Raw genomic sequence first — 24686 nt, 5'->3', positions numbered from 1 at the left:
GGCGTCGCAGCCGGTCTGCTCAGAAGATGCTGCTGCGCGATATCGCGGGGCGCGCTATCAGCGCTGCGAGACGTCCGTCCGCAGGAAGTTCTGGGCCGACCGCGAGGCCGTCGGACCGCGCTGCCCCTGGTACCGCGACTGGTACTCGGCGGACCCGTACGGCTTCTGTGCCGGGCTCGACAGTTGGAAGAAGCAGAGCTGCCCGATCTTCATCCCCGGCCAGAGCTTGATCGGCAGCGTCGCGACGTTCGACAGCTCGAGCGTCACGTGGCCCGAGAAGCCCGGGTCGATGAAGCCCGCGGTCGAGTGCGTCAGGAGCCCGAGGCGCCCGAGCGAGCCTCTTGCCCTCGAGGCGGGCGGCGATGTCGTCGGGCAGGGTCACGACCTCGTACGTGGAGCCGAGGACGAACTCTCCCGGGTGCAGCACGAACGCCTCGTCCGGGTCGGTCTCGACCAGGCGGGTGAGGTCGGGCTGGTCCACCGCGGGGTCGATGTGCGGGTACTTGTGGTTGTCGAACAGCCGGAAGAACTTGTCGAGCCGGACGTCGATGCTCGAGGGCTGGACGAGCGAGGCGTCGTACGGGTCGAGGCCGATCCGGCCCTCGGCGAGCTGGGCGGTGATGTCGCGGTCGGAGAGCAGCACGCGCAGCAGCCTAGCGGCACGGCCCCCGTTCACCGATGTGGAGTCTGGCGGCCCCGCGCGGTCCCCGGTAGGCTGCGAGGCTGCCCAGCGTCGGGCAGCGTGACACCGCCGGGAGGCTCGACATGACCGCGTACACCGTGCACGAGCTCGACGTCCCCGCGACGATGGCGGACGACCCCGCGAAGGTGCGGGCGTTCCGCGAGTGGGTGGCCGTGCAGAACGCGGCAGAGGTGGACGTCACCGGGTTGCCGGAGATCCTCTGGACGCCCGAGGAACAGCTCCCCTACCTGCTCTCGATCCCGAGGCGCCGAGTCGTCTCTTCGCGGTGCGTGACGCCGACGGGACCGCCGTGGCCGCCGGCTCCTACGACACGAAAGTCGCACCGGACACCCCGAACTGCTGGATCGCGGTGGCCGTCGCGCCCGGGCACCAGCGCCGCGGTGTCGGCACGCTGCTCGCCGACCACGTCGAGGGGATCGCACGCGCCGAGGGTCGCACGCATGGAAGACGTACTCCGTCTCACGGCAGGTCGGCTCGGCATCCGGGCCCGGGTACATGGTCCCGCCGACCGGCTACGGGGCGGTGCCGTCGGACGAGGCCGGAGCGTGCTTCCTCACCGCCCGCGGTTGGCGGTTCGGCCAGGTCAACCGGATCAGCCGCCTCGGACTGCCGGCCGACCACTCCGTCGTGCGTGAGCTCCGAGACCGGGCGGCGGTCGCGGCCGGGCCCGACTACCGGGTGCACGCCTGGGCCGGTCCGACGCCGGAGCGGTGGCTCGACGGTGTCGCGCTGCTCGAGACGAGGATGAGCACCGATGCGCCCGAGGGGGACATGGAGGAGCCCGAGGACGTCTGGACGCGGGAACGTCTGCGAGAGCACGAGGCACAGCTCGCGCGATCGCCGCGCGCCATGGTCACGGTCGCCATCGAGCACCTCCCGAGCACCACCTTGGCTGGTTTCACGCAACTCGCAGTGCCGCACAACAGCGGTCAGCCGGTAATGCAAGGGGACACGCTCGTGCTGCGCGAGCACCGCGGGCACCGGCTCGGGTGGCTCCTCAAGGTGGCCGGGATCGAGTGCGTCGAACGCGACTTCCCGGGGCGGCCGTCGATCATCACCTTCAACGCCGAGGAGAACCGTCCGATGCTCGACGTCAACGAGGCGGTCGGTTTCGTCCGCGTCGGCTGCGAGGGGATCTGGGAGCGACGCGTCTGACGACGCGACCCGACGCGGTGGACGCACCCTGTGGCGGACCGCAGCCGGTCTGCGAGACGCACGTCGCGCCTCCAGAATGGACGCCTACGATTGGACGGTCATGACCGTCACCCCCACCGCAACCCAGCCCGGAGGCACGGCACCGGAATCCGCGCCCGTCACCGCGCGCACGTCCACCGTCGCGACGGTCCTCGTCATCGCGATCCCGCTCGCGGTCGCCTGCTCGATCCTCGGGATGACGCTCACCGGCGCGTTCACCGCGAACCAGCAGCTGGTGTCCGCCGGCGACCTCGTCGAGTACGGCCTGCCCGTCGCCCGTGTCGTGCACGACACGATGGCCGCCCTCACCATCGGCCTGCTCGTCGTCGCGGCGTTCGCGCTCCCCGCCCAGAAGAAGGACCACGGCGCGATGTCGAGCGTCCAGCACCGGGCCTCGCGGTGGGCGGCGGTGACCGGTGCGGTCTGGTTCCTCGCCGCCGTCGTCAGCATCGTCTTCACCGGGGCGAACACCCTCGGCGTCCCGCTCACCAGCCCGGTGTTCGCGCGGAACTTCATGCTGTTCGCGTTCCAGGTCGAGATCGGGCAGGCGCTCGTCGTGTCGGCCGTCGCCATCCTCGTCGCCACCGTCGTCGCGGCGTTCGCCACCCGGGTGACGACCCTCGCCGTGGGCACGGTCGCCGGCCTCTTCGCGCTCCTCCTCGCGCTGTCCGGCCACGCGGCCGGGTCGCTCGAGCACGCCAACGCCGTGAACTCGCTCGCCGTGCACCTCGTCGCGGTGTGTGTCTGGGCTGGCGGCCTCGTCGCTGTGCTGGTCCTCCGCACCCGGATGAAGGGTGCCACCGGTCGGGTCGTCTCGCGGTACTCCACGCTCGCCGGCTGGGCCTTCGCCCGCGGTAGCGTTCTCCGGCATCGTCAACGCCTCGCTCCGGCTGACCGGGCCGCTCGACCTGTTCACGACGACGTACGGCTGGCTCATCACGGTCAAGGCGGCGATCCTCGTGCTGCTCGGGCTCGCCGGTGTGGTCCAGCGCCGACGACTCGTGCCGGGGCTGCTCCGCGCCCCGCTCGACCGGAAGCTGTTCGTCCGAGTTCGCCCTCGCCGAGGTCGTGTTCATGGCGATCGCGATCGGGGTCTCCGTCGCCGTGAGCCGATCGCAGCCGCCGATCCCGCAGACGCCCGAGACCGGCGAGGACACCCGCTCCGGCCTGATCGGGTTCCCGTACCCGCCGGCGCAGACGGTGCACACGTACCTGACGCAGTGGCACATCGACTGGGTGTGGCTCGCGCTCGCCGTCGTCGGTGCCGGCTGGTACCTGCTCGCCGTCCGGAAGCTCCGGAAGCGCGGGGACAAGTGGCCGGTCGGCCGCACCATCGCCTGGCTGCTGGGCTGCGCGCTGTTCATCTGGACGACCTCGGCGGGGCCGGCGGTCTACGGCATGATCCACTTCTCGTCGCACATGCTCCAGCACATGCTGCTCATGATGTTCGTGCCGCTGCCGCTCGTCCTCGGTGGTCCGGTGCTGCTCGCACTGCGGACCCTGCCGGTCCGGAACGACGGCTCACGCGGCGCCCGCGAGTGGCTCATGCTCTTCACGCACTCGCGGTACATGCAGTTCCTCGCGAAGCCGGCCGTCGCCGGGGTCATCTTCGCCGGGTCCCTCGTGGTGTTCTACTTCACGCCGGCGTACCAGTACGCGATGCAGTCGCACGAGTGGCACGTCGCGATGGTCGTGCACTTCGTGTTCAGCGGCTACCTGTTCTTCTGGGTGTTCATCGGCGTCGACCCGGGGCCCCAGCGCCCGGCCTACCCGATCCTCATCATCGCGCTGCTCGCGACCCTGGCCTTCCACGCGTTCTTCGGCGTCGCGGTGATGACCTCGCAGTCGGTCTTCGCGCTCGACTGGTTCCACGCGCTGGGGCAGACGAACGACGCCGCGCTCCTCGACGACCAGCACACCGGCGGCGGGATCGCCTGGGGTGCCTCAGAGCTGCCCATGGTGTTCGTCGCCCTGCTCGTGGTGCGCAACTGGATGCGGTCGGACACGCGCGACGCGAAACGACTCGACCGGAAGGCCGAGCGCGACGGCGACGCGGACCTCAAGGCGTACAACGAGCGTCTCGCGGCGATGAACGACCGCGACTGACGAGCTCGACCGGGCCGATGCGGCCGCGGGACGCGCGGACGGGGCCGCGGTCCGTGCGCCGCGCGTCGTGCGCCGCGCGCGGTGCGCCGTGCGCCGTGCGCCGTGCGCCGTGCGCCGTGCGCCGTGAGATCGCACTTCGTGCTGCTTCGCGCTCGGCGGTCGGGTCCGGAGTGCGATCTCGACGGACGGGGCCCGACGGACGGGTCCCGACGGCCGGGTCGCGACGGACGGGTTCCGGCTCGGCGGACGGGTCGCGGCGCGGCGCGGCGCGGCGACGAGTCTCGACGGGGCCGATAAGTCGCGTGGCGACGCACAACCGCGCACCGTGCGAGGTCGCACGGTGCGCGGTTCGAGGACGTCAACGTCCGGGGATGATCACTCCGCCGAGGCGCGAGCGGTCCGGCGCCGTCGGACCACCAGCAGGACCAGCCCGGCGAGGAGCAGGACGCCCGCGATCCCGAGACCGGTCCCCATCGCCACCGGCGAACCGGTGAACGCGAGCTCCCCGGAAGCGGCCGGAGGCGTGGTCGCAGTCGCGGCCGGGTCGATCGAGGGCACCCCGGGATCGGCTCGGTCGAGGGGGCGGTCGGACGGAGTGGGGGCCGGCGTCGTCGGGTCGTCGCCCGGCTCGGCCACCGCAGCTGCCTCGACGACGACCTCGAGCGTGGTGGAGGACGCCGCGAACGACGCGTCTCCGCTGTAGGCCACCGTCACCGTGTTCGTCCCGACCGGCAGTGCATCGGTCTCGCAGCTGGTCTCCGGCAGCGTCACCGTGCAGAGCACCGTTCCGTCCGCCGACGTGAAGGTGATGGTGCCCGTGGCGCCCGCCGGCAGACCGGAAGCGCTCAGGCGGACCTTCGCACCGACGACCGAGTGGGTCGTGTCGGTGCTGCCGACGAGGGCGGTCGGCTGCGCGGTGACGACGAGGTCGAGGGGCGCGCCCTCGGCCGGCTCGTAGTTGGCGTCGCCGTTGTATCGGGCGTGGACGCGGTACTTCCCTCCGGCGAGGTCCGAGGGGACCGCGCACGAGGTCTCGGGGAGCGTCGCGGTGCACAGGACGGTGCCGTCCTCGGTGACGTAGTCGATCGTGCCGGTGGCGTCCTCGGGGACGTTCGGGGTGTCGAGCGTGGTGGTCTCACCGTGCGTGACGGTCACCGTGGTGTCCGTGCCGCCGTCCGAGGGATCGGACGGGTCCGACGGGTTGGTCGGATCGGACGGGTTGGTCGGATCGGACGGGGTGCCGGGGTCGCCCGGGGTGCCCGGCGTCGTCGGCCCGGGGGTCGGCGTGAGCGTCGTCGTCGCCTTGCGCACCGTCAGGTCGACGTCCACCGAGGTCGCCGCAGCGTGCAGTGCGTCGCCCGAGTAGACCGCCGTGACGGTGTGCGTGCCGGCGGTCAGGCCCGACACTGCGCAGCTGCTCTCGGGGAGCGTCGCCGTGCAGAGGACCTTGTCGCCCTCGCGGAACTCGACGGTGCCGGTCGGTGCGGGAACGGGACCGTCCTGCGCCTCGAGCCCGTCCACCCCAGGGTCACCGAGGGTGCCGTAGGCGGCGGACGCCGGCGTCGAGGTCAGCGTGATCGCGGTCGGTACCTTCGTCGCGACGAGCGCGCCGGTACCGACTCCGGCAGCGTGGTCGGTGTTGCCCTGGTAGGCCGCTTGCACCGGGGTGGTCCCGACCGCCGAGGTCGGCACATCGCAGCTGGCGACTCCGTCGTCGATCTTCGCCGAGCAGAGCTCAGCACCGGTTTCGGGGTGGGTGAACCGGACCAGACCCGTGGGCGGGGTCGCGCCGGTCGTCTCGGCGGAGGAGATCGTTGCGCGGAGTGTGGCGGTGTCGCCCACCGTGACCGTGACGTCGGCCACGGAGACGGTGGTCGCCTGCGCGGCCACCTCGACGTCGCGGGTGATCGTGACCGCCTCGGCGTCGGTCGAGGCCACCACGGTCGAGACGGTCGCGGTGCGGGCGATGCCGGAAACCGTGTACGGGATGGTCAGCTTCGGCAGTGCGGTGCCGGGAGCACGATCCTCGGCGGCCTGGTCGCACGTGACCACCTGGCCGACGACCGAGCACGTCCAGCCACTGCCGGTCACGTCGTCGACCGACGGGGTGACATCGGAGGGGAACGTGGTCGTGGTCCGGACGAGCTGCGACTCCGAGCCGCCGTCGGCCGACACGGTCGGGGTGACCGTGTACGTCCCGGAGCCGGCGTGCGCGACGGAGTCCGACCCTCCGGCGACCGCGTTCAGCACGGGGACCGGACCGGCGGCCGTCGTGGTTCGGAGGTAGTTGACCTCGTGGATGTCGTTCTGTCCGCCGGTACCGGCGACCCAGCCGTAGGTGAGCTTGTAGGGGTAGCCGGTGGTCGGGTCGATCCACGAGCGGTCGATGTTCGCTGCGTTCGACGTCGTGTCGAGCTTCGGCAGCGCCCCCGTGACGACCTGCTGCGTCCCACCGATCGACGTGAACACGACCGCGTACTGGCCGGACGGGACAGTGACGGAGGTGTTCTGCTGTGCGGTGAGCGCGGAGGCGGTCGGGTTGATCACGATCTCGACCGGCACCCGAGCCTCGGCACGGTCGGCGACACCGGTCTTGTTGAGCGAGCCGTTGACCTTGGTCCTGGACTGGACGCAGTAGCCAGTCGAGCCGTCACCGGGACCACGCACCGTCACCGCGTTGGCGAACAACGAGCCGTCCGTGCCCTGGTCAGTCGTGCAACCCGTGCCGCCGAACTGCCGGTTCGCGAAGTTGCCGTAGCGGTCGAGCCCGATGCCGAGGTACGCGTGCGAGAGTCCCTGCGCATTGTTCGCCGTGCTGGCGCTGTAGCCCATCGAGCCGCCGAGGTACCCGATCTTCGCGGGGACCGTCGGGTTGTACGGGTCGGTCGCCGCGAAGGTAGAAGACGATGCCGTCGGCGGACGTGCCGTTGTACTGGTAGCTGTTGAAGGTCGCGTCGATGCCCTTGGTGATCGGCACCGACTGCTTCGACCCGACGCCTCCGGACTGGTCACCGACGGCCGACGTGAGCCTCAGCGCGCCGCTGTCGACCGCGTCCGCCGTGCCCCGGCAGGTCGGGATCGTGCCGGAGTTCGTCGAGCCGGACGCCGGACGCGCGGTGAGGCACGCGACGTTTTCGGACGACGCCGTGGTCGACGGCAGGATGTACCCGTCGCCGGCGTCCGCGCCGGTGAACCCCTCGTTCACGAACGTGGTCTGTGCCGGCGGTGCGGCGACGGCCGCGGTGGTCCCGGCGCCGACGAGCGCGAGCCCGGCGAGACCGGCGACGGCGAAGCCGGCGAGGATGCTGCGAGCGCGCGCGACGGCACGCTTCTGGGATTGTGTACGCACTGGAGCCCTGTTCAGTGAGAAGAGCGGTGCCGACGAGGAGCGTGCGCGCCCGGCTCGTCGGCTCGGGTCCTCACACCGTAGGGGCGGCCTGGGTACTCACGGGTCTCGAACCGGGTGATCGCACCACAACTGGGGACACGCTCGACGCAATCGCCCGGCAAGGGCGCATCGGCAGGCCGGTGACGAGCCCCAGAACGGGGGAAGCGTCAGTCCCCGTGCACGATGCACACCGCGTCGAGGTCCATCGCGGCCTCGAGCGCGGCGGTGATCCCGGACTCGCCGTCGGCGCCCGCCGGGGTCACGGTGTCCACCCACCACAGCGGCGTCGTGAGGGTCGGGGCGTCGGGCAGGATGCGTTCGACCTCGTCGAGGGAGTCCACCCGGCGCACCCCGAGCACGGTGATGACCGGGTGCGTGGCGTCTCGGCAGACCTGCACCATCGGACCGTCGTCGAGCGCGCGGACGCCCCATGACTCGTCGTGCAGCAGCAGCGCCTCCGCGACGTCGCGCGTCTCGACCGGCTCGCGGCAGAGCAGGGTCACGTCACGGGGCACCCTGGCCGCCCATCACGGGTGAGTCCGAGCCGGCGCGGCCGACGTGCCCGTCGAGTGCGCCGTCGTCGTGCGCGGGGTCGAGCGGGGCACCGCCGACCAGCTGCAGGAAGCGGTCCTCGTCGATCCGGTCGAGGAACGACTCGAGCGCTTCCCACCCGTCGTCGAACCGCACGACGAGCCCGCCGCCGCCGAACGTCGAGGTGGTCGTGCGCGGAGGCGGCCAGACGCCGTCGCGGTCGAGGAACTCCGCAGCCTCGGGTCCGACCACGACGGCGAGCGGCGACGGCTCGCCGTGCGAGACGGCGCGGACGAGGTGGTCGGCGTCGCCGCGGCGCTGCATCACCACGCCGAACACGGGCTCGACGTCCTCGGCGACGCGGTGCACGGCGTCGAGGAGCTTCGACGCGAGGGCGGGGTCGGCGCCGTCCTCGGGGATGGTGAGCACCGCGGACATCGTCTCGACGACGACCCCGTCCAGCAGGTGCGCGGTCATCGTGGCGGAGAAGCCCTCGCCGACGGCGTAGGAGGTCGACACGGCCGGGGCCTCGTGCTTCGCGTACTGCGTGACGACCCAGCGGTCCCACGGCACGGTGAGCGGCTCGGCGGTCCCCCACCGGGTGGGGCACGTGCCGACGGTCTCGCACAGCGCTTCGATCGCCGACCCGATGTCGATCGCGCGTTCGGAGTGGTGCCGCAGGGTGAGGTCGATGCTGATCTGGCGGACGGAGTCGACGGCCACGGCGTGCTCCGGCGACGGCGTGCCGAGCAGTTCAGGGCCCCGCTGGACGAAGTCCTCGATCCCCGAGGCAGCCACCCCGGTCCGTCCATCGCGCAGGGTGCCGTCGAAATCGGTGACGGCCCAGAGCCGCACCGTGGGCGCCGAGCGCGTGCCGGAGCGCGGGGGTGACCGCCGCTTCACGGCCGGTGCGCAGCACGACCATGCGCCCGGACTCGGAGGCCCGTCGGAGCAGGGAGGCGAACGCGTCGGTCAACCAGACCACCGGCGAAGCGGAATCGACCACGATTGCGGGGCCGACCACGTCGTCGATGAGGGGATGCCTGACCATCCGGGTCCTCCTCGGTTCGGGGTCGCTCGATCCCCCTGGACGGTACACACGGGGACGACACCTGTCCGTCAGGCGGGCGGGCTCACAGCGGGTACTCGGCTCCGGCAGAGTGGTCGGCTCGGCCACGGCCTGGAGGCGCGGATCGCCTCTCTCGGACGGCCTGCGTCGGGCGCCGGTCGGCGCTCGGTTCCGGCGCTGCTCACGACCCTGGCAGAGAATCCGCTGGGCTACGCGTCGTCCCGCTGAGCGGGCGCGCGAGTGTAGTTCAATGGTAGAACTCCAGCTTCCCAAGCTGGTAGCGCGGGTTCGATTCCCGTCACTCGCTCCGATGCACGAAGGGCCGCCCGACCGGGCGGCCCTTCGTCGTTCGAGGTCGTCCTGCCTCAGCTCCGGGGTGCGACCGGCTGTCGTGCGCCGAGCAGTCGCTCCCGTCCAGTCGGCCAGCGCTGCCGTCGCGCGCTTGGAGATGACCGCGTGCGGCTGCATGCTGGTGAAGCCGTGGAACGCCCCGGGCCAGACGTGCAGTTCCGCGTCGACCCCCGCTGCCCAGAGTCCGCTGGCGAACGCGACGGTCTCGTCGCGGAAGACCTCGGCGCTGCCGCAGTCGATGTAGGTGCGCGGGAGGTGCGACAGGTCCGTGGCGCGCGCCGGAGCGGCGTACTCCGAGACGTCCTCGGTGCCGCGGCGTGCTCCGAGGAGGGCGTCCCAGCCGAACCGCGTCATCTGCCGATCGGCGACGCCGACCCCGTCGATCTGCTTCGTGGACACGGTCGCGTCGCGGTCGTCGAGCATCGGCGACACCAGCACCTGCGCCGCGATCGCCGGCCCACTCCGGTCACGGGCGAGGAGGGGGCGGTGCCCGCTGCGAGCCCTCCGCCCGGCGCTTCTGCCCGGCCGGCGAGCACGATGCGCTCGGGGTCGATGCCGAGCTCTGCGGCGTGCGCGGCGACCCAGACGAGGCCGGCGTAGCAGTCCTCCACGGGGTAGGGTCCGGGTACTCGGGAGCGAGGCGGTAGTCGACGCTGACGAGGACGACGTCGTGGTCGAGGAGCCAGTCGTCGTAGGAGTCGAGGTTGCCGAGGTGGTGACCGAACACCATGCCGCCGCCGTGGATCGTGTAGACGCCAGGTCGTCGGGCCGGTGCGTCCGGTCCGTTGGATGACCGCGAGGTCGATGGGTTCTCCGAGGTACCCGGGCACGCGGACGCTCCGCCGTTCCCAGCCGCGCGACCGGAGTCGCTCGTCGAGTTCGTCCTCGGTCACGTCGAGGCGACGCATGCGGGCGACGGACTCCCGGCGTGAGTGTGAAGGGCCCCGTGCTCCGAGCGCGGAGAGGAAGACGGCGAGTTCAGGGTCGAAGGGCGGGCGGACGATCATGTCAGGCATCGGTGGGCTCCAGGTCGGTGGTGGTGGGGGTGGTTGCCGCGGTCGCCGGGATCGACGGGTCGGGTGCCGCGCGGCGAGCGGTGACGAGGCCGATGCCGACGAGGGCGGCTGCGACTCCGGTGATGACAGCCCCGGCGATCGACGTGGCACCGTCGAACGCGTCGATCCAGGCCGGCGTCCACGGGGTGGTGGACGTGATGCTGCCGGCGACGAGGGCCGCGAGGATCGTGCCGGTGGCCGCGATGCCGACCGCCGTCGCGATCTCGCTGGCGGTGTCGACCAGGGCCGCGCCGATCGACGTGCGGTCCTCGGGCAGGCCCGTGAGGACGTTGTTGCCGGCGACGACTCCGACGACGCGCATCCCGGCGGCGACGAGGACCAGGGCGACGAGGACGAACGGGTACCCGAGGCGGGCGGTGGCGGCGAACACGGCGAGGCCGGCGACGACCGCCGCAGCGCTGGTCCACGCGGCACGGTCGAGGCCGACACGACGGACGAACGGGCCGACGAAGCGCCCGCTGGCGAGGAGCACGACCACCTGCGGGAGGTGCCGACCGCGGCGAGCGCCGGCGGCCATCCCCAGGCGAACTGCAACTGCAGGGTGACGAGGTACGAGAGCCCGGCCATGGCGAGTCCCGCGGCTGCCTTGTACGCGAGCCCACTGGCGACCAGCGGCTGTGCGACGAGGCGCAGGTCGAGCAACGGGTGGCGAGCGGTGCGCTCCGCACGACGAAGAGGATCCCCACGACGACGGTGACGATCGCGGCTCCCCAGCCGAGGGAGCGCGCACCACCGTCGACGAGCAGCGTCGGCGTGACCAGGACGCCGACGACGGTCACCGTTCCGAGGACGGCCCCGACGACGTCCACCGGGTCACGGTGCAGGTCGTCCGACCGGTCGACCGCGATCCCGGCCCGGATGCCGATGAACGCGACCGCGGCGATGGAGTGCGTTCGCAATGAGGAGCACCTGCCACGGGGCCACCGCCAGGACGAACCCGCCGATGGTCGGTCCCGCGGCGAGGCCGACGAGCCCGGCGGTGGAGATGACCGTGAGCGCTCGGACCCGCAGCTCGTCGCTCGAGAACAGGCGGAACGCCAGGGCCATCGAACCGGGTGTCGTCATCGCGGCGGCGACGCCCATGAGCGCGCGGATCACGATGAGCTCGTCCACGGAGGTGACGAACGCCGTCAGGACGCTCACGACCGCGAGGAGCGTCAGGCCCACGAGCATCACGCGGCGGCGACCCATCCGGTCGGCGACGGCTCCGAAGAGGAGCATCAGGCCGCCGAACGCCACCGAGTAGGCGCCGGAGACCCACTGCAGCGCGGTGGTGGACGCGGCGAGGTCACGGCCGACGGTGGGGAGCGCGACGTTCAGGACCGAGTTGTCGAGCATCTCGAAGAGGAACACCGCGGACAGGCCGGCGAGTGCCACCCACGAGTCGCGCAGACGAACGGGCTGCGATGGGACGGGCTTGGACGGTACGGGCACGGACGCACTCCTTCGATGAAGAAGTGACGACTCCTGTGAGACGCGTACGCGGTACCGGCTGCCGGAGCAGCGCGGTGTTTTTCCCCTCTGCCCCCGACCTTAGCGCACGGTCGCTCCAATACGATCGTGCCGTGGAGTCCAAGCCGGCATCGGTCCTCAAGGCCATCAGAGCCGAGATCATCGCCGGCACGCTCGCACGCGGTTCCGCTTGAAGGAAGACGCCCTGGCCGAGCGGTTCGGCGTCTCCCGCGTCCCCGTTCGCGAAGCCCTCCGGCAGCTGGAGACCGAGGGGTTCGTCGTCTCCGAGAAGTTCAAGGGTGTCCGCGTCGCCGACTCCTCGACCGAGGTCGTCATCGAGCTCATGCAGATCCGTCGTGGGCTCGAGGTCCTGGCCGCCGAACTCGCGGCCCGTCGCGCTGGCGGCGACTGCGTGGAGCTCCTGCGGGCCGTCGGGCACGAGGAACGATCCGACCAAGAGGTCGAGGCGGCGGAGTCCCCGCGGTTCGCCCTTCCACGGTCTCGTCGCCCGGGCGTCCGGGAACGCGCGCCTCGAGACGATGATCGAGCACCTCATCCACCAGACGGCGTGGGCGTTCGAGCGGGTCACGCGGGAAGAGGTGGCGTCGTCCAGCGACGATCACGCGGCCGTCGCCAACGCGATCCTCCGTGGCGCCTCGGTGCAGGCGGGCCTGCTGATGGACGAGCACCTGCGGCGTGACGAGGCGATCTACCGCGCCTTCGAACGCGTAGAACGTATACGAAGCAAGAACGTCGCACGTCGGAAACCAGCCCGAAACAGCTTTTCGTATACAAAAAAGAGTGACCGCACGGTGCACCCTCCTCACTCTTCCCTGCTGGAGTTACGAATGTCTGCTGTAACCCGCTCCACCGCACCAACCCGAACCGCTTCCTCCGAGACCTCCGGTGGGGGTGTCGGCTCCGCCCTCGACTCGATCGGCTTCACCCGAGCGCAGTTCTGGGTCCTCATGCTCATCCTCGCCGGGGAGTTCTTCGACACGCTCGAACAGAACTCCGTCGGCGCCATGGCCACGAACATCAAGGCCTCCCTCGCCATCGGCGACGTGCAGCTCTCGACGATCAACACCGCCACCGTCATCGGTGGGCTGGTCGAGCGCCTCCTCGCCGGGTGGCTCGCGGACAAGTACGGGCGGAGGTTCTCGCTCGGCCTCAGCCTGCTCGTCTACACACTCGGCGGGCTGCTCAGCGCGGTGTCGTTCAACTTCGACATGCTGCTGGTCAGCCGCTTCATCGTCGGTATCGGCGTCGGCGGCGAGTTCATGATCGGCATCGCGATGCTCTCCGAGATGGTGGCCACGAAGTACCGCGGCGGCCTGATCGCGACGATCAACGTCGGTGCTGGCGGCATCGGCAACTTCATCTCCTACGGACTCTTCCTGCTGCTGCTCGGCCCGCTCGCCGTGCCGCTCGGTGGCGACGACCACGTCTGGCGCTGGAGCTTCGTGGTCCTCGCCCTCCCGGCGCTGTTCGTCGTGCTGTACCGCCGGAAGCTGCCGGAGACCCCGCGGTGGCTGCTCTCGAAGGGCCGCGTCGACGAGGCGAACCGCTCGCTGGCCGTCCTCGCCTCGAACACGCTGACGCCTCCGGCCGACGCGGCGTCCCCGGTGCGACTCACCCCGGCCGACCTGCCCCCGGTCGCCCTGCACGCGTCACCCGCCGCGGTGTTCCACAAGCTCGTGCTCCGCCGGATGATCGCGATCGGGGTCTCCTCGTGGATGGCGTTCGGCGTGCAGGTCACCCTGAACTTCCTCATGCCCACGCTGCTCGTGGAGCGCGGCTACACCGTCTCGCAGAGCCTGCTCTACACGATGATCATGAACATCGGCTCGCTCCTCGGGTGCACCGCTGCGGCGCTGCTGGCCAACCGGGTCGGACGCCGGCCACTGGTCACGACCGCCGGTGTCCTCGGGTGCCTCACCGCCCTGGCCTTCGCGGTCTTCGGCAACGACACCGCCGCCATCCTGGTGCTCGGCGCCCTCTTCCAGTTCTTCACGATGCTGACCAACACGACGCTCGCGGCGTGGACGGCCGAGGTCTACCCGACCGCGATCCGCGCCTCGGGTGCCTCGATCGTGAACGGCATCGGCAACATCGCCGGTGCGGTGATGCCGTTCGCGGCGATCGCGCTGTACGGCTCGTGGGCGTTCGCCGGCGTCTTCGGCCTCGCGGCCGTGATGTACGCGATCCTCGTGGTCGCTTCCCGCTTCGCCCCGGAGACCCGTGGGCGTTCCTCGAGGACGTCAACGAGAACGTCCTCACGACCCGCAACGCCTGACCCGCCACCGGCGGGCCGGCGCGACCTCGCAACCGCCCGGCCCGCCACCCCACGAAACGGAGAACACCATGGACACCCTGAACATCCCGGCGACCGCGAACGGCCTCAACTACCTGCCCGAGTACGTCGCCGCACAGGGCGGCCTCTTCGCCGAGCGCGGTCTGGTCGTCACCGCGACGGCGTGCGACCCGTGGACCGGCGTCCTCGACGACATCGACTCCGGGGCGGCCGACCTCGCGCTCGGCGGCCTCTGGGTCCCCGCGATGTACGCCGGGACGGCACGGCAGCTCACCGTCGTCGGGCAGCTCAACCACGCGTTCCCGATGACGATCGTCGCCCGCGACGAGTCCAGCCCGATCACGCTCGACTGGTTGGCGGGCGAGGTCGTGCTCGCACCGGGTGCCGGCGGCAGTGCGCCGTACGAGTTCACCGCGGGGCTCATCCGCGAGGCAGGCGGCGACCCGTCGGCCACCCGGTTCGTCCGCGATCTGTCGACCGCGATGCTCGTCGAGCTGTACCGGGGCGGCCTCGGTGACGCGATCATCCTGGACCTCGTCTCGGCCGAGGAGCTCGTCGCGGCCGGCGACGGCACGATCGTCTTCCGCCACCTCGACGTCGGCGGTGTGATGCCGAACAGCGTCTACTACACGCGGACCGACCGGATCGACGAGCTCGGCGACCGCGTCGACCGGTTCACGGACGGCATCGCATCGGCCATGGCGAAGATCACCGCCGGCGACGCTGACGCCGAGATCGCCGCCGTCCTCGCCGACCGGTGGCCGGACAAGGACGCCGCCCTGCTGCGTCGCGCGGCGGACGAGATGGCCGCCGGGGTGTCTGGGACTCCGCCGTGGTCGACCGCGACGCGTCCGACCGCTGGATGCGGATCCTGTTCGACGGCGGCCTCACCACGCACAAGCCTTCGTTCGACGAGCTCCTCGGTGCCCCGAGCGCCGTCGCCACCTCGTGACGCTCGTCCTCGGCGCCGATGACATCGCGGAGGTCATCGGCGTCGTCGACGTCGTCGGAGCGGTGGAGGCGATCCACGCCGACCTCGGGACCGGGGCCGTGCAGCAGCCGCCCCCGTCGCCCTGACCGGCACCGACGACGCGCTCTTCCTGCCGATGGCCGTCCGGTCGGACCGGCTCGGGCTCGTCGCCGTGAAGCTGATGGCCGACATCCCCGACAACGGCGCGCGAGGGCTCCCGTCCCAACGCTCCACGATCCTGGTGTCGTCATCGGTGACGGGCGAGTGCGTGGCCGTCCTCGACGGCATGGCGGTCACCCGGGCGCGAACCGCGGCCACGTCCGTCGTCGCGACGAAGCACCTGGCCCGCCGCGACGGCGAGGTCCTCGGGCTGCTCGGCGCCGGGAACCTCGCCGTCGAGCACGTCCGCGCGTTCGAGGCCGCGCGCCCGTTCGACCGGATCGTCGTCTGGTCGCGCTCGCCGGAGACGGTCACGCGGTTCCTCGAAGGGATCGGTCCGGAGCTCGCAGCACGCTGTCGTCGCACCGGACCCCCGCCGTGTCGTCGAGGAGTCCGACGTCCTCTGCACGCTCTACCCCGTCGATCGAGCCGGTCGTCCGCGGCGCCTGGCTGCACGACGGCCAGCACGTCAACGCGGTCGGCGCCCGGCCCTCGCCCGACGCACCGTGAACCTCGACGGTGCCGCGATGGCCCGGGGGACGGTGTTCGTCGACAGCCGGGCGAGCGGCGTGGACGAAGTCCGGCGACCTGCTCGAGGCGGTCGTCGAGGGCGCACCTACCAGGACGTCGAGCTCACCGAGCTCGGCGAGGTCGTCGCCGGACGGGCACCGGGGCGTACGAGCGACGACGACGTCACGGTGTTCGACTCGGTCGGCTCGGAGCACAGGACCTGGCGGTCGCAGCACGGGTGATCGAACTGGCGCGGGAGCGCGGGATCGATACCCCGGTGACGATGGGGCGTTCGAGCGCGCGACGATGACGCTGCCGTTCGACGAGGTCCAGGGATGACCCGCAAGGTGCTCCTCATGCACCGTGCGGTCCCCTCGTCATCGCTGCCGCCACCGCGGTCTTCGTCATCGCCGGCTGCTCGACCGGCCCGACCACCCGTGGTTCGGCGTCATCCAGCACCACGGCCGCACCGACGGCGTCCTCGACACCGACACTCGACACGTCGGGGTCGACCGAGCCCTCGCCGCGCTCGAGACGGAGTACGACGCCACCGTCGGGGTCGTCGCGACCGACACGGTCACCGGCGAGTCCGTGACCCACGACGGCGACCGCCGGTTCGGGTACGCGTCGACCATCAAGGCGTTCGCGGCCGCACAGTTCCTGCGGTCGGTGCAGGGCTCCGACCGTGACGGGGTCGTGCACTGGACCGCGGCGGACGTCGCGGCGGCGGGCCACTCCCCCGTCACCGAGCAGCACGTCGCCGACGGCCTGTCCTACGCTGCACTGGCCGAGGCCGCGGTCCGGCAGAGCGACAACACCGCACTGAACCTCGTCCTCACCCGGATCGGCGGCCCGAGCGGCCTCGACGCGGCGCTGCACGACCTCGGCGACGACGTGACGCAGGTCGTCCACGACGAGCCGGACCTCAACACGATCGAGCCGGGCAGCACCGAGGACACCACCACCCCGGCGGCCTTCGCGGCGGACCTGGCGGCGGTGCTCGACGGGACCACCCTGGACACCGCCGACCGCGCACAGCTGCTCGACTGGATGGGCGGCAACGCCACGGGCGACACCCTGGATCCGCGCCGGCGCTCCGGAGGGCTGGACGGTCGCCGACAAGTCCGGCGGCGCGGGCGGCATCCGGAACGACGTCGCGCTCGTCACCCGGCCGGGCGGCGACCCGATCGTGATCGCCGTCCTGACGACGAAGAACGACCCGGACGCCGCGTACGACGACGCCCTCGTGGCGAAGACCGCCTCGGTGGTGCTCGGCGCCTTCGCACGCTGAACTACGATCTGGGCATGCCCGCCAGCAGCACGGACACCACCCGGCACATCGTCGTCGGGGGCGGGGTCGTGGTGCCGCCGCCGCGTACGCCCTCACCCGCCGCGGCGAGCGCGTCCTGCTCGTCGAACAGCACGGGCGCGGCCACGACCGGGGCTCCTCGCACGGTGCGACCCGGATCTTCCGGCAGGGCTACGCCGACGCCGAGTACGTCGCGCTGACGACGCGCGCCCTCGAGCTGCGGGAGGCGCTCGAGGCCGCAGGCGACCGGCAGCTCATCGACCGGACCGGTGCCGTCGACCACGGGCGCGCCGAGGTCGTCGACGCCATCGCCGCGACGCTCGCCGCGGCGGACATCTCGCACGAGACGCTCACCGTTGACGAAGCCGCCGCCCGCTGGCCGCGGATCGCGTTCGAGGGGCACGTCCTCACCCACGCCACCGCCGGGCGGATCCGGTCGGCCGAGGCGATCGAGGTCCTCCTCACCCTGGCCGAGGGGACCGGGCTCGCCGAGCTCCGGTTCGACACCCGGGTGACCGGGATCGAGGACCACGGCGACGAGGTCACCGTGACGCTCGCCGCCCGGAGCGACGCCACCGAGGACGAGCACACCGCCGGCGAGCGCGTCCGGACCCGCTCCCTGGTGGCCGCGGTCGGCTCGTGGGCCCCCACCCTGATGGGCGACCTGCTCGCGGAACGCGGGGCGCGCCTCCCGGCCATCCGCGTCACCCAGGAGCAGCCCGCCCACTTCCCCAGCCACCTGCCGGACGAGGCCTGGCCGAGCTTCGTGCACTGGGCCGACGGCGACGACGTGTACGGCCTGCTCACCCCCGGCGAGGGCGTGAAGGTCGGGTTCCACGGGACGGGGCCGGTCGTCGACCCGGACCACCGCGACCGCACGCCCGTGCCGGCGGAGGCCGCGCGACTGCAGGCGTACGTCGCGCGTTTCGTGCCGGGGGTGGACGCGTCGGCGCCGACGTTCATCAGCTGCCTGTACGACAACTCCCCGAGCGAGGACTTCGTCATGGACCGCCGCGGGCCGATCACGGTCGCGACGGGGTTCTCGGGGCACGGGTTCAAGTTCGCGCCGCTGCTCGGCGAGCTGCTGGCGGACCTCGCGACGGGTGGGGCGCCGCACCCGCGCTTCGCGCTGCCGTCCGACACCGCCCACCAGGAGGTCCCACCGTGCGCGTCGTGATCGCTCCCGATTCCTTCAAGGGGACGGCGACCGCGGCTGCCGTCGCCGCTGCGATCGCGGACGGCTGGCTGCTGGAGCGCCCCGACGACGAGGTGGTGCTCGCGCCGATGGCCGACGGCGGCGAGGGGACGCTCGACGCGTTCGCGACCGCGTTCCCGGACGCCGTCCGCGTCCCCGTCACGGTCACCGGTCCAGCCGGCACGCCCGTCGCCACGTGGTGGCTGCGACTGCCCGACGGCCGTGCCGTGGTGGAGCTCGCGGCGACGAGCGGCCTCCGCTCCTGCCCGCGCTCATGCCCGACACGGCGACGTCGCGCGGGTTCGGCGAGGCGATCGTGGCCGCGCTCGACCCCGGTGCGACCAGGCTCGTGCTCGGCATCGGCGGCAGCGCCTCGACGGACGGCGGCGCCTCGGTCCTCGACGTCATCGGATCCCGACCGCTCCCGCCCGGCGGAGTGGTCGTGCTCACCGACGTCACCTCGCCGTTGCTCGGACCGACCGGGGCCGCGGCGGTGTTCGGCCCCCAGAAGGGCATCACGCCCGATCGGGTGGCGTCGTTCGACGAACGTCTGGCCGCGTTCGCGGGCGGTTCCCCGACGTCGATCCGACGACCCCGGGCGCCGGTGCGGCCGGTGGTGTCGGTTTCGGCATGCTGGTCTGGGGTGCGACGCTCGCGCGGGGGGCCTCGGCGGTCGCGGACGTCCTCGGGCTGCCGACGCTGCTGGACGGCGCCGACGTGGTGGTCACCGGTGAGGGGCGGTACGACGGGCAGAGCGCCGCGGCAAGGTGCCGTCGGTGGTGCAGGCCCTGACCGCGGTGCACGCCCCGGGTGCCCGACCGATGCTCGTCGCGGGGGCGATCGACGCGCCGCTCGACGACTACGCCGCAGCTCGCGTCGCTCACCGTGCTCGCGACGCAGACCACCGGCGAGCCGGACGACGCGCTCGCCGACCCGCTGCAGCTTCAGCGACGATCGCGGGGCAGCGGTTGGCGCGCATGGCGGGCTGAACCCGACCACCGCCGGCAGGGCGCGGGGGCGCCGCTTCCTGGAGAAGGACCCGAGGAGCAGCCGCGTAGGCAGGGTCCATGCGGTACCGACGACGGGTCCTCCTGGACGACGACGGCGATCGCCTGCCTGGCACTGGCCGGGTGCAGCGCGGGCGGTTCGGCACGCGCGGGGGCCGAGGAGACCGCCGCGCACTTCGCCCGCGCGATCGCCGACGGCGACGGCGCACGTGCCTGCGCCCTGCTCGTGCGGGACGCCCGCGAGGCCGTCGAAACGACCACCCGGGCTCGGTGCGAGATCGGCGTCCTGCGGCTCGGACTGGACGACCGCCAGCGCAGCACTGGCGGCAGCACGAGCAGCACGAGCGGCACGAGCGGCACGATCTCGGCACGCGTCTACGGCCGCGCCGCCGTCGTCGAACAGGCCCGCGACACGGTGTTCCTCGCGCGGTCCGGCGACACCTGGCTCGTCCGCGCGGCGGGGTGCACGCCGGTCGAGGACGCTCCGTACGACTGCACACTGGACGGGAGCTGAGCCATGCGCAAGGTGTTCATCGGGTACGTCGCGGTCATCGCCGTCGGGCTCGCGTACTTCCTCACGCTCGGCCTGCTGGGGCGGTGAGCGGGATGCGCCGCTTCCTCCACCAGAACTCGCTCAGCCTGTTCTTCGGCGCGATCTTCCTGGCCGCGCTCGTCGGGCAGTCGTTCGCCGGCTGGGCCGCGTTCAACGACACACAGGTGTCCGAGGGCCTGGCGACGATCGGGTACGGCGAGCACGTGACGAGCTCGAGCTTCGCCGCCGACGTCGCCGAGAACTGGCAGTCGGAGTACCTGCAGTTCCTGCTCTACATCTGGGCCACGGTCTGGTTCGTGCAGCGCGGTTCCCCGGAGTCGAAGGAGATCACGCAGGCGGGCTCGGAGTCGGATCGCGATCAGGAGGTCGGCCGGTCTGCACACGCCCGCTCTCCGCGGTGGGCCGGTGTGGGCGGCGCGCGACAGGGCGTCTTCTCGCACTCGCTCCTCATCGTGATGGGTGCGATCTTCCTGCTGTCGTGGCTCGCGCAGTCCGTCGCCGGGGTCGTGGCCTTCGACGAGGAACAGCTCGCGTCCCTCGAGGCACCGCTGACGTGGGGGCAGTACCTGCTCGCGTCGGACTTCTGAACCGGACGCTGCAGAACTGGCAGTCGGAGTTCCTCGCCGTGGGCAGCATGGCCGTGCTGTCCGTGTACCTGCGGGAGCGCGGGTCGCCCGAGTCGAAGCCGGTCGGTGCACGCCACGACGACACCGGTGCGGAGGGCTGAGCAAGCTGAGGGGCGGTCGCCGGGCACGCGGTTCACTGGTGCCGGAAGGGATTTCGACATGAAGCACATCCAGTACGACGGCTCGACGATCCTGACGAGCGACGACGTCGCCGACGCCGTCATCGAGTACGCCGCCGCCCTGGCCGGCGGTGACCGCGCGGACACCGTCGCCGTGCCCGGCGGTCGCCGACGACGGCACGATGACCACGACGAAGATCCTGATCGGCCCGTCGAGTGAGATCGTCGTCGAGGACACCGAAGAGGACGACCTCGAGGTCGAGCAGGAGGAGTTCGTGGCGCGGCTCCGCGCAGCGGCCAAGACCTTCGGGCACGCCGAACCGATCCACGCCGACACCCGCTCCGACCTGACCGGGGTGCAGGAACAGGGCCTGACCTCGCGGGAGCGGGTCCGACCGGAGCGGCGACGACACGCGCACGTGCGATCGCAGGGGTGTCCCAACGGAACCTCCCACCCGATGGCGCGCTCCACGACACTTGACGAGGGCCGGATCCGGCCCCACGTCAACCCCACGAGGAGACCATTGCGCACCGTCAACGCGTACGCGGCACCGTCCGCCACCGAGCCGCTCGTCAAGACCACCATCACCCGTCGTGACGTCGGACCGAACGACGTCGAGATCGACATCGCCTACGCCGGCATCTGCCACTCGGACATCCACACCGTCCGCGGCGAGTGGGGCGAGATCCAGTACCCGCAGGTCGTCGGCCACGAGATCGTCGGCCACGTCTCCGCTGTCGGCGAGAACGTCACGAAGCACCAGGTCGGCGACCGCGTCGGCGTGGGCTGCATGGTGAACTCCTGCGGCGAGTGCGAGAACTGCGTCGCGGGCGAGGAGCAGTACTGCCTGAAGGGCAACATCCAGACGTACGCGGGCATCGACCCCGCCGACGGCAGCATCACCCAGGGCGGCTACTCGCAGGCCGTCGTCGTGAACGAGGACTTCGTCCTCCGGGTGCCCGAGTCGCTCGACATCGAGAAGGTCGCGCCGCTGCTCTGCGCCGGCATCACCACCTACTCGCCGCTGCACCACCTGGAAGGCCGGCCCCGGCACGAAGGTCGCCGTCATCGGCATGGGCGGGCTCGGCCACATGGCGGTCAAGATCGCCGTCGCGCTCGGCGCCGACGTCACCGTCCTGTCGCAGACCACGTCGAAGGAAGCCGACTCGCTCCCGCTACGGCGCGACGGCCCACTACGCGACGAAGGACCCGGAGACGTTCGAGAAGCTCGCGAGCTCGTTGGAGCTCATCATCAACACCGTGTCGGCGAAGATCCCGATGGGTGCCTACCTCGGCCTCCTCAAGGTCGACGGCACGCTCGTCAACGTCGGTGCCCCGTCGGAGCCGCTCGAGGTCCCGGCGTTCGCCCTGATCCTCGCCGACTCAGCTGGGCCGGTTCGGCCATCGGCGGCATCCGCGAGACCCAGGAGATGCTCGACTTCTGCGCGGAGCACGGCATCCTGCCGGAGACCGAGCTCATCAGCGCGGACCAGATCAACGAGGCGTACGAGCGCGTCCTGGCGTCCGGACGTCCGGTACCGCTTCGTGATCGACGCGGCCACCCTGGCCTGAGCGGCCCGCGTCCTCGACGCGGGACGGGAGGCGCGGTGCCAGCTGGCACCGCGCCTCCCGTCCTTCCACAGTCGAGAACAGGGCTGCCGGCCGCTGTCCGCAGAACGCGGCACCGTCATCCGTCGCACGCAGCGATAGGACAGTTCCCGACCCAGTTTGGGAGTCTTGACGGGTGAGTGACACGGCGAGCGAGGCACCTCGGCCTCTCGTGTCGGTGGCCGGCACCGACACGGATGCCGCCATCGGCGACCTCGCTGGCATGTACGCGGGTCGCGCCTGGCACTCCGGCCGCACCGACGGGGACTACTGGTACCGCTACGTGGCCCTCGGCGACGAGCGGATGAGCATCCGTCGGTCGCAGATGCACGGCGCCCTGCGGGGTGACGTCGCCGTCGAGGGCGAGGTGGTCGTGCAGTGGATCGACTCCGGCAGCGCGGCGCCGACGTCGGCCGCGACGAGGTCCGCATGCAGCCCGGTGTGCCGACGCTCTTCCCCATCGAGCAGCGCTTCGACATGGAGTACCGCGACTGGGACCAGCGGCTCGTGCACCTGCAGCGCGACCTCGTGCTCGACGTCGCGTCCGAGCGGCTACCTGGTGGACGGGACCGTCCAGTTCGACCGTTCCACACCGCCGACGCCCGAGGCGATCGCGCGCTGGCGGCAGGCGGTCGCGTCCTCCGTCCGCGCGCTCCGGACCGACGTGGGCGAGTCGCTCGCCTGGGGCGAAGCGCAGCGGGACGTCGCACGGGCGCTCCTCGACCTCTACCGCTTTCGTGCGGAAGCCGCCCCCACCGGGTGGGGCGAGCACCGGCACGCCCGGATCCGTGCCGCCGTCGAGTACATCCACGCGCACGCGCACGAACCGCTGACGGTGTCGGACATCGCGCGGGCTGCCGACCTCAGCGTGCGCGGCCTGCAGGAGGCGTTCCAGCGCGCCCTCGACCGCACGCCGATGCAGTACCTCCGCGAGGCCCGGCTGCGCCGCTCCCACGAGGACCTGCAGCGCGCGTAGTCCGGCCAGACGCCGGTCGCCGAGGTCGCGGCGCGCTGGGGCTTCACGCACATGGGCCGGTTCCTCCGGGAGTACCCAGCGGTTCGGCGAGTACCCGAAGCAGACGCTCCGGCGCTAGCCGATCTCGTCGCCGGACGGCAGGGCACCGCACCAGTCGACCGACCCGGCGTCGATCTCGCCTCCGAGCGCCCCGGAGGACGCGTCGACGATGCTCACGAGCTCGTCGGTCGCAGACTTCGTCGCGACCGCCACGAACTGGCCGTTCGGGGACGGGCAGACCGCCGTGACGCTCGCGTCGTCCGAGATCGTCACGGGTAGCCGGGAGGCGCGGTTCTCGTCCACCCGCACGATCCGTGCCGAGATGGTCCCGTCCGACCGCACGTCGCCGACGACGCGCAGGTAGCTGTCGTCCGTCAGCCGCGCGATCCGCCCGAGGTAGGTGGCGTCGGTGCTGCCGGCGGGCGCGCTGCAGTGCGGTGCGCGCGCCGTCCGTCAGGTCGAGGCGGACGATGCCCGTCCCCGTCTCGACGACGGCCGTCGTGCCCGATGCCGACGAACCCGTGCAGGTACGTCGCGCTGCCGAGACGGACGGCATCGGTCCGGCCGCTCATGTCGACGAGCACGAGGTCGTCGCTGCCGGTCCGGACGAGGGCGCTCTCGGTGCGCGGTACGTACGCCCACTGGCCGACGGTCATCGGGACCGCCCCGGTCACGGGGCTTCCCCTCGGCGTCGATCGCGGTCGGCAGGTGTGTGCCGGTCATGTCGACGACGTAGAGGCCGACGTTCCGGGACTGCCCGGTGGAGGTGTCGGCGTACTCGAAGCCGAACGACGCGCCGTCGTCCGCCGCGTGCAGGGCCGTCACGCGTCCTTCCCGGGTGGGCAGCGTGAGGTGCTCCACGGGGGTGTCCTCGTCCTGCACGCCGCCCGCGAGCGGGACGATGTCGACGGCGGACCCGGCGTCCGTGCCGCTCACGACGACGAGCGAGCGACCGAGGCGGGCGTACTCGGAGATCCCGGCTGCCTCGTAGACGGTCCGCGAGCCGCCCGCGTCGAGCGACCGCCGGACGATGCGGTCCTTCCCGCCGTCGGCAGCGGGGACCAGGGCGAGCACGTCGGTGCTGCCGGTGCGGATCGTGGTGGTGAGGTCGGACGTCGCCCACTGCCCCGGGGCTCGGACGTCGGCCACCGGTGACCGTGTAGTCGCGGTCGTACGCCAGGGGGCCGGCGAACTCGACGGCGATCATGTTCCCGCTCGAGGTCACCGTGTGGGCGGCGGCCGGGGAGACCCGGACGTCGCCGGCGGTCACCCGCTGCAGCGCCTGGTTCGCGGTGAGGATCACCCGCTGGGCCGGACGCGACACCAGGCCCGAGGCGTCGTACGACACGTCACGCAGGCGGGGTCCCTGACGGTGAGCCGACGACCGCGGCGAGCGACCCGATGACGACGAGCACCGTGATCGTCGCGAC

At 71.9% G+C, this 24686-nt stretch carries 24 protein-coding genes, 1 tRNA gene and 10 pseudogenes; 23 read left to right on the top strand and 12 right to left on the bottom strand.

Going from position 1 to position 24686, the window contains the following annotated elements:
- Positions 1 to 57: 57 nt before the first annotated feature.
- Positions 58 to 643: pseudogene (gene dcd, locus ACZ8AI_RS00735) on the bottom strand (dCTP deaminase).
- Between the two features lie 202 nt (positions 644 to 845).
- Between dcd and ACZ8AI_RS00730 the strand changes: the two are divergent.
- From ACZ8AI_RS00730 to ACZ8AI_RS00715, 4 genes and pseudogenes are all read left to right on the top strand, one after another.
- Positions 846 to 1076 (top strand): annotated as a pseudogene (locus ACZ8AI_RS00730) (hypothetical protein); the annotation flags it as partial.
- A gap of 122 nt (positions 1077 to 1198) precedes the next feature.
- Positions 1199 to 1858 (top strand): hypothetical protein, encoded by a 660-nt coding sequence (locus tag ACZ8AI_RS00725; protein ID WP_464856400.1) that lies wholly within the window; start codon positions 1199 to 1201, stop codon positions 1856 to 1858.
- 833 nt (positions 1859 to 2691) lie between these two features.
- Positions 2692 to 2871: pseudogene (locus ACZ8AI_RS00720) on the top strand (CopD family protein); the annotation flags it as partial.
- Between the two features lie 100 nt (positions 2872 to 2971).
- Positions 2972 to 4003 (top strand): cytochrome c oxidase assembly protein, encoded by a 1032-nt coding sequence (locus tag ACZ8AI_RS00715; RefSeq protein WP_464855740.1) that lies wholly within the window; start codon positions 2972 to 2974, stop codon positions 4001 to 4003.
- A 375-nt stretch (positions 4004 to 4378) separates the two neighbouring features.
- Here the strand turns inward: ACZ8AI_RS00715 and ACZ8AI_RS00710 are convergent, their stop codons facing one another.
- The 5 genes from ACZ8AI_RS00710 to ACZ8AI_RS00690 all read right to left on the bottom strand — a co-directional run bounded on the left by ACZ8AI_RS00710 (position 4379) and on the right by ACZ8AI_RS00690 (position 8973).
- Positions 4379 to 5665, bottom strand: coding sequence for an Ig-like domain-containing protein (locus tag ACZ8AI_RS00710; protein ID WP_464856346.1), 1287 nt, complete (start codon positions 5663 to 5665; stop codon positions 4379 to 4381).
- A 1045-nt stretch (positions 5666 to 6710) separates the two neighbouring features.
- Positions 6711 to 7352 (bottom strand): L-type lectin family protein, encoded by a 642-nt coding sequence (locus ACZ8AI_RS00705; protein WP_464855738.1) that lies wholly within the window; start codon positions 7350 to 7352, stop codon positions 6711 to 6713.
- Positions 7353 to 7558: 206 nt separating this feature from the next.
- Positions 7559 to 7894 (bottom strand): hypothetical protein, encoded by a 336-nt coding sequence (locus ACZ8AI_RS00700; protein ID WP_464855736.1) that lies wholly within the window; start codon positions 7892 to 7894, stop codon positions 7559 to 7561.
- Between the two features lies 1 nt (position 7895).
- Complete coding sequence (locus ACZ8AI_RS00695) at positions 7896 to 8720, bottom strand: DUF6177 family protein (protein ID WP_464855734.1); 825 nt, start codon at positions 8718 to 8720, stop codon at positions 7896 to 7898.
- Entirely contained in the window at positions 8677 to 8973 is a 297-nt protein-coding gene (locus ACZ8AI_RS00690) for a DUF6177 family protein (protein ID WP_464856344.1), read from the bottom strand. The genes ACZ8AI_RS00695 and ACZ8AI_RS00690 overlap by 44 nt, the downstream gene beginning before the upstream one ends.
- Positions 8974 to 9227: 254 nt before the next feature.
- Between ACZ8AI_RS00690 and ACZ8AI_RS00685 the strand changes: the two genes are divergently transcribed.
- Positions 9228 to 9298, top strand: a tRNA-Gly gene (locus ACZ8AI_RS00685).
- Positions 9299 to 9522: 224 nt separating this feature from the next.
- Here the strand turns inward: ACZ8AI_RS00685 and ACZ8AI_RS00680 are convergent.
- The 4 genes and pseudogenes from ACZ8AI_RS00680 to ACZ8AI_RS00665 form a co-directional block, all read right to left on the bottom strand.
- Positions 9523 to 9765, bottom strand: a pseudogene (locus ACZ8AI_RS00680) (alpha/beta hydrolase fold domain-containing protein); the annotation flags it as partial.
- Positions 9693 to 10250 carry an alpha/beta hydrolase gene (locus ACZ8AI_RS00675; protein WP_464855732.1) on the bottom strand — a complete coding sequence of 186 codons (558 nt, stop codon included), beginning with the start codon at positions 10248 to 10250 and terminating at the stop codon, positions 9693 to 9695. The pseudogene ACZ8AI_RS00680 and the gene ACZ8AI_RS00675, both read right to left, overlap by 73 nt.
- A 100-nt stretch (positions 10251 to 10350) precedes the next feature.
- Complete coding sequence (locus ACZ8AI_RS00670; protein ID WP_464855730.1) at positions 10351 to 10890, bottom strand: hypothetical protein; 540 nt, start codon at positions 10888 to 10890, stop codon at positions 10351 to 10353.
- 341 nt (positions 10891 to 11231) lie between these two features.
- Positions 11232 to 11852: an MFS transporter gene (locus ACZ8AI_RS00665; protein WP_464855728.1), complete on the bottom strand. Its 621-nt coding sequence runs from the start codon at positions 11850 to 11852 to the stop codon at positions 11232 to 11234.
- Positions 11853 to 12060: 208 nt separating this feature from the next.
- On the opposite strand from ACZ8AI_RS00665, the pseudogene ACZ8AI_RS00660 reads away from it, so the two are divergent.
- The 17 genes and pseudogenes from ACZ8AI_RS00660 to ACZ8AI_RS00580 form a co-directional block, all read left to right on the top strand.
- Positions 12061 to 12168, top strand: a pseudogene (locus tag ACZ8AI_RS00660) (GntR family transcriptional regulator); the annotation flags it as partial.
- 241 nt (positions 12169 to 12409) lie between these two features.
- Positions 12410 to 14086 (top strand): annotated as a pseudogene (locus ACZ8AI_RS00655) (MFS transporter); the annotation flags it as partial.
- Positions 14087 to 14234: 148 nt separating this feature from the next.
- Entirely contained in the window at positions 14235 to 15158 is a 924-nt protein-coding gene (locus ACZ8AI_RS00650; RefSeq protein ID WP_464855726.1) for an ABC transporter substrate-binding protein, read from the top strand.
- Positions 15133 to 15261 (top strand): hypothetical protein, encoded by a 129-nt coding sequence (locus ACZ8AI_RS00645; RefSeq protein ID WP_464855724.1) that lies wholly within the window; start codon positions 15133 to 15135, stop codon positions 15259 to 15261. Before ACZ8AI_RS00650 ends, ACZ8AI_RS00645 begins: the two co-directional genes overlap by 26 nt.
- A 29-nt stretch (positions 15262 to 15290) precedes the next feature.
- Positions 15291 to 15629: pseudogene (locus tag ACZ8AI_RS00640) on the top strand (ornithine cyclodeaminase family protein); the annotation flags it as partial.
- A gap of 211 nt (positions 15630 to 15840) precedes the next feature.
- Positions 15841 to 16065, top strand: coding sequence for a hypothetical protein (locus ACZ8AI_RS00635; protein WP_464856342.1), 225 nt, complete (start codon positions 15841 to 15843; stop codon positions 16063 to 16065).
- 121 nt (positions 16066 to 16186) lie between these two features.
- Complete coding sequence (locus ACZ8AI_RS00630; RefSeq protein ID WP_464855722.1) at positions 16187 to 17332, top strand: serine hydrolase; 1146 nt, start codon at positions 16187 to 16189, stop codon at positions 17330 to 17332.
- Positions 17230 to 18309 (top strand): FAD-dependent oxidoreductase, encoded by a 1080-nt coding sequence (locus ACZ8AI_RS00625; protein WP_464856340.1) that lies wholly within the window; start codon positions 17230 to 17232, stop codon positions 18307 to 18309. The genes ACZ8AI_RS00630 and ACZ8AI_RS00625 overlap by 103 nt, the downstream gene beginning before the upstream one ends.
- A pseudogene (locus ACZ8AI_RS00620) lies at positions 18297 to 18542 on the top strand (glycerate kinase); the annotation flags it as partial. The gene ACZ8AI_RS00625 and the pseudogene ACZ8AI_RS00620, both read left to right, overlap by 13 nt.
- 59 nt (positions 18543 to 18601) lie before the next feature.
- A pseudogene (locus ACZ8AI_RS00615) lies at positions 18602 to 18832 on the top strand (glycerate kinase); the annotation flags it as partial.
- Between the two features lie 125 nt (positions 18833 to 18957).
- Positions 18958 to 19119 (top strand): glycerate kinase, encoded by a 162-nt coding sequence (locus tag ACZ8AI_RS00610; RefSeq protein ID WP_464855720.1) that lies wholly within the window; start codon positions 18958 to 18960, stop codon positions 19117 to 19119.
- A gap of 93 nt (positions 19120 to 19212) precedes the next feature.
- On the top strand, positions 19213 to 19848 hold the full coding sequence (locus tag ACZ8AI_RS00605) for a hypothetical protein (protein WP_464855718.1): 636 nt from the start codon (positions 19213 to 19215) through the stop codon (positions 19846 to 19848).
- A gap of 92 nt (positions 19849 to 19940) precedes the next feature.
- Entirely contained in the window at positions 19941 to 20474 is a 534-nt protein-coding gene (locus ACZ8AI_RS00600) for a DUF6766 family protein (protein WP_464855716.1), read from the top strand.
- Positions 20441 to 20614, top strand: coding sequence for a DUF6766 family protein (locus tag ACZ8AI_RS00595; RefSeq protein ID WP_464856338.1), 174 nt, complete (start codon positions 20441 to 20443; stop codon positions 20612 to 20614). The genes ACZ8AI_RS00600 and ACZ8AI_RS00595 overlap by 34 nt, the downstream gene beginning before the upstream one ends.
- 58 nt (positions 20615 to 20672) lie before the next feature.
- Positions 20673 to 20852: a hypothetical protein gene (locus ACZ8AI_RS00590; protein ID WP_464855714.1), complete on the top strand. Its 180-nt coding sequence runs from the start codon at positions 20673 to 20675 to the stop codon at positions 20850 to 20852.
- A 304-nt stretch (positions 20853 to 21156) separates the two neighbouring features.
- A pseudogene (locus ACZ8AI_RS00585) lies at positions 21157 to 22205 on the top strand (NAD(P)-dependent alcohol dehydrogenase).
- A gap of 172 nt (positions 22206 to 22377) precedes the next feature.
- Positions 22378 to 23217 (top strand): AraC family transcriptional regulator, encoded by an 840-nt coding sequence (locus ACZ8AI_RS00580; protein ID WP_464855712.1) that lies wholly within the window; start codon positions 22378 to 22380, stop codon positions 23215 to 23217.
- A gap of 114 nt (positions 23218 to 23331) precedes the next feature.
- Here ACZ8AI_RS00580 and ACZ8AI_RS00575 read toward each other — a convergent pair whose 3' ends face one another.
- Together ACZ8AI_RS00575 and ACZ8AI_RS00570 are read right to left on the bottom strand one after the other, a co-directional pair.
- Positions 23332 to 23598: a hypothetical protein gene (locus ACZ8AI_RS00575; protein ID WP_464855710.1), complete on the bottom strand. Its 267-nt coding sequence runs from the start codon at positions 23596 to 23598 to the stop codon at positions 23332 to 23334.
- Between the two features lie 111 nt (positions 23599 to 23709).
- On the bottom strand, positions 23710 to 24405 hold the full coding sequence (locus tag ACZ8AI_RS00570) for a hypothetical protein (protein WP_464855708.1): 696 nt from the start codon (positions 24403 to 24405) through the stop codon (positions 23710 to 23712).
- A 56-nt stretch (positions 24406 to 24461) separates the two neighbouring features.
- Between ACZ8AI_RS00570 and ACZ8AI_RS00565 the strand changes: the two genes are divergently transcribed.
- On the top strand, positions 24462 to 24626 hold the full coding sequence (locus ACZ8AI_RS00565) for a hypothetical protein (protein WP_464855706.1): 165 nt from the start codon (positions 24462 to 24464) through the stop codon (positions 24624 to 24626).
- Positions 24627 to 24686: the final 60 nt, after the last annotated feature.

It is taken from the genome of Curtobacterium sp. AC273, assembly GCF_979253735.1.
The sequence above is the reverse complement of the archived record's forward strand: the minus strand, read 5'-3'. Positions and strand labels throughout refer to the sequence as shown.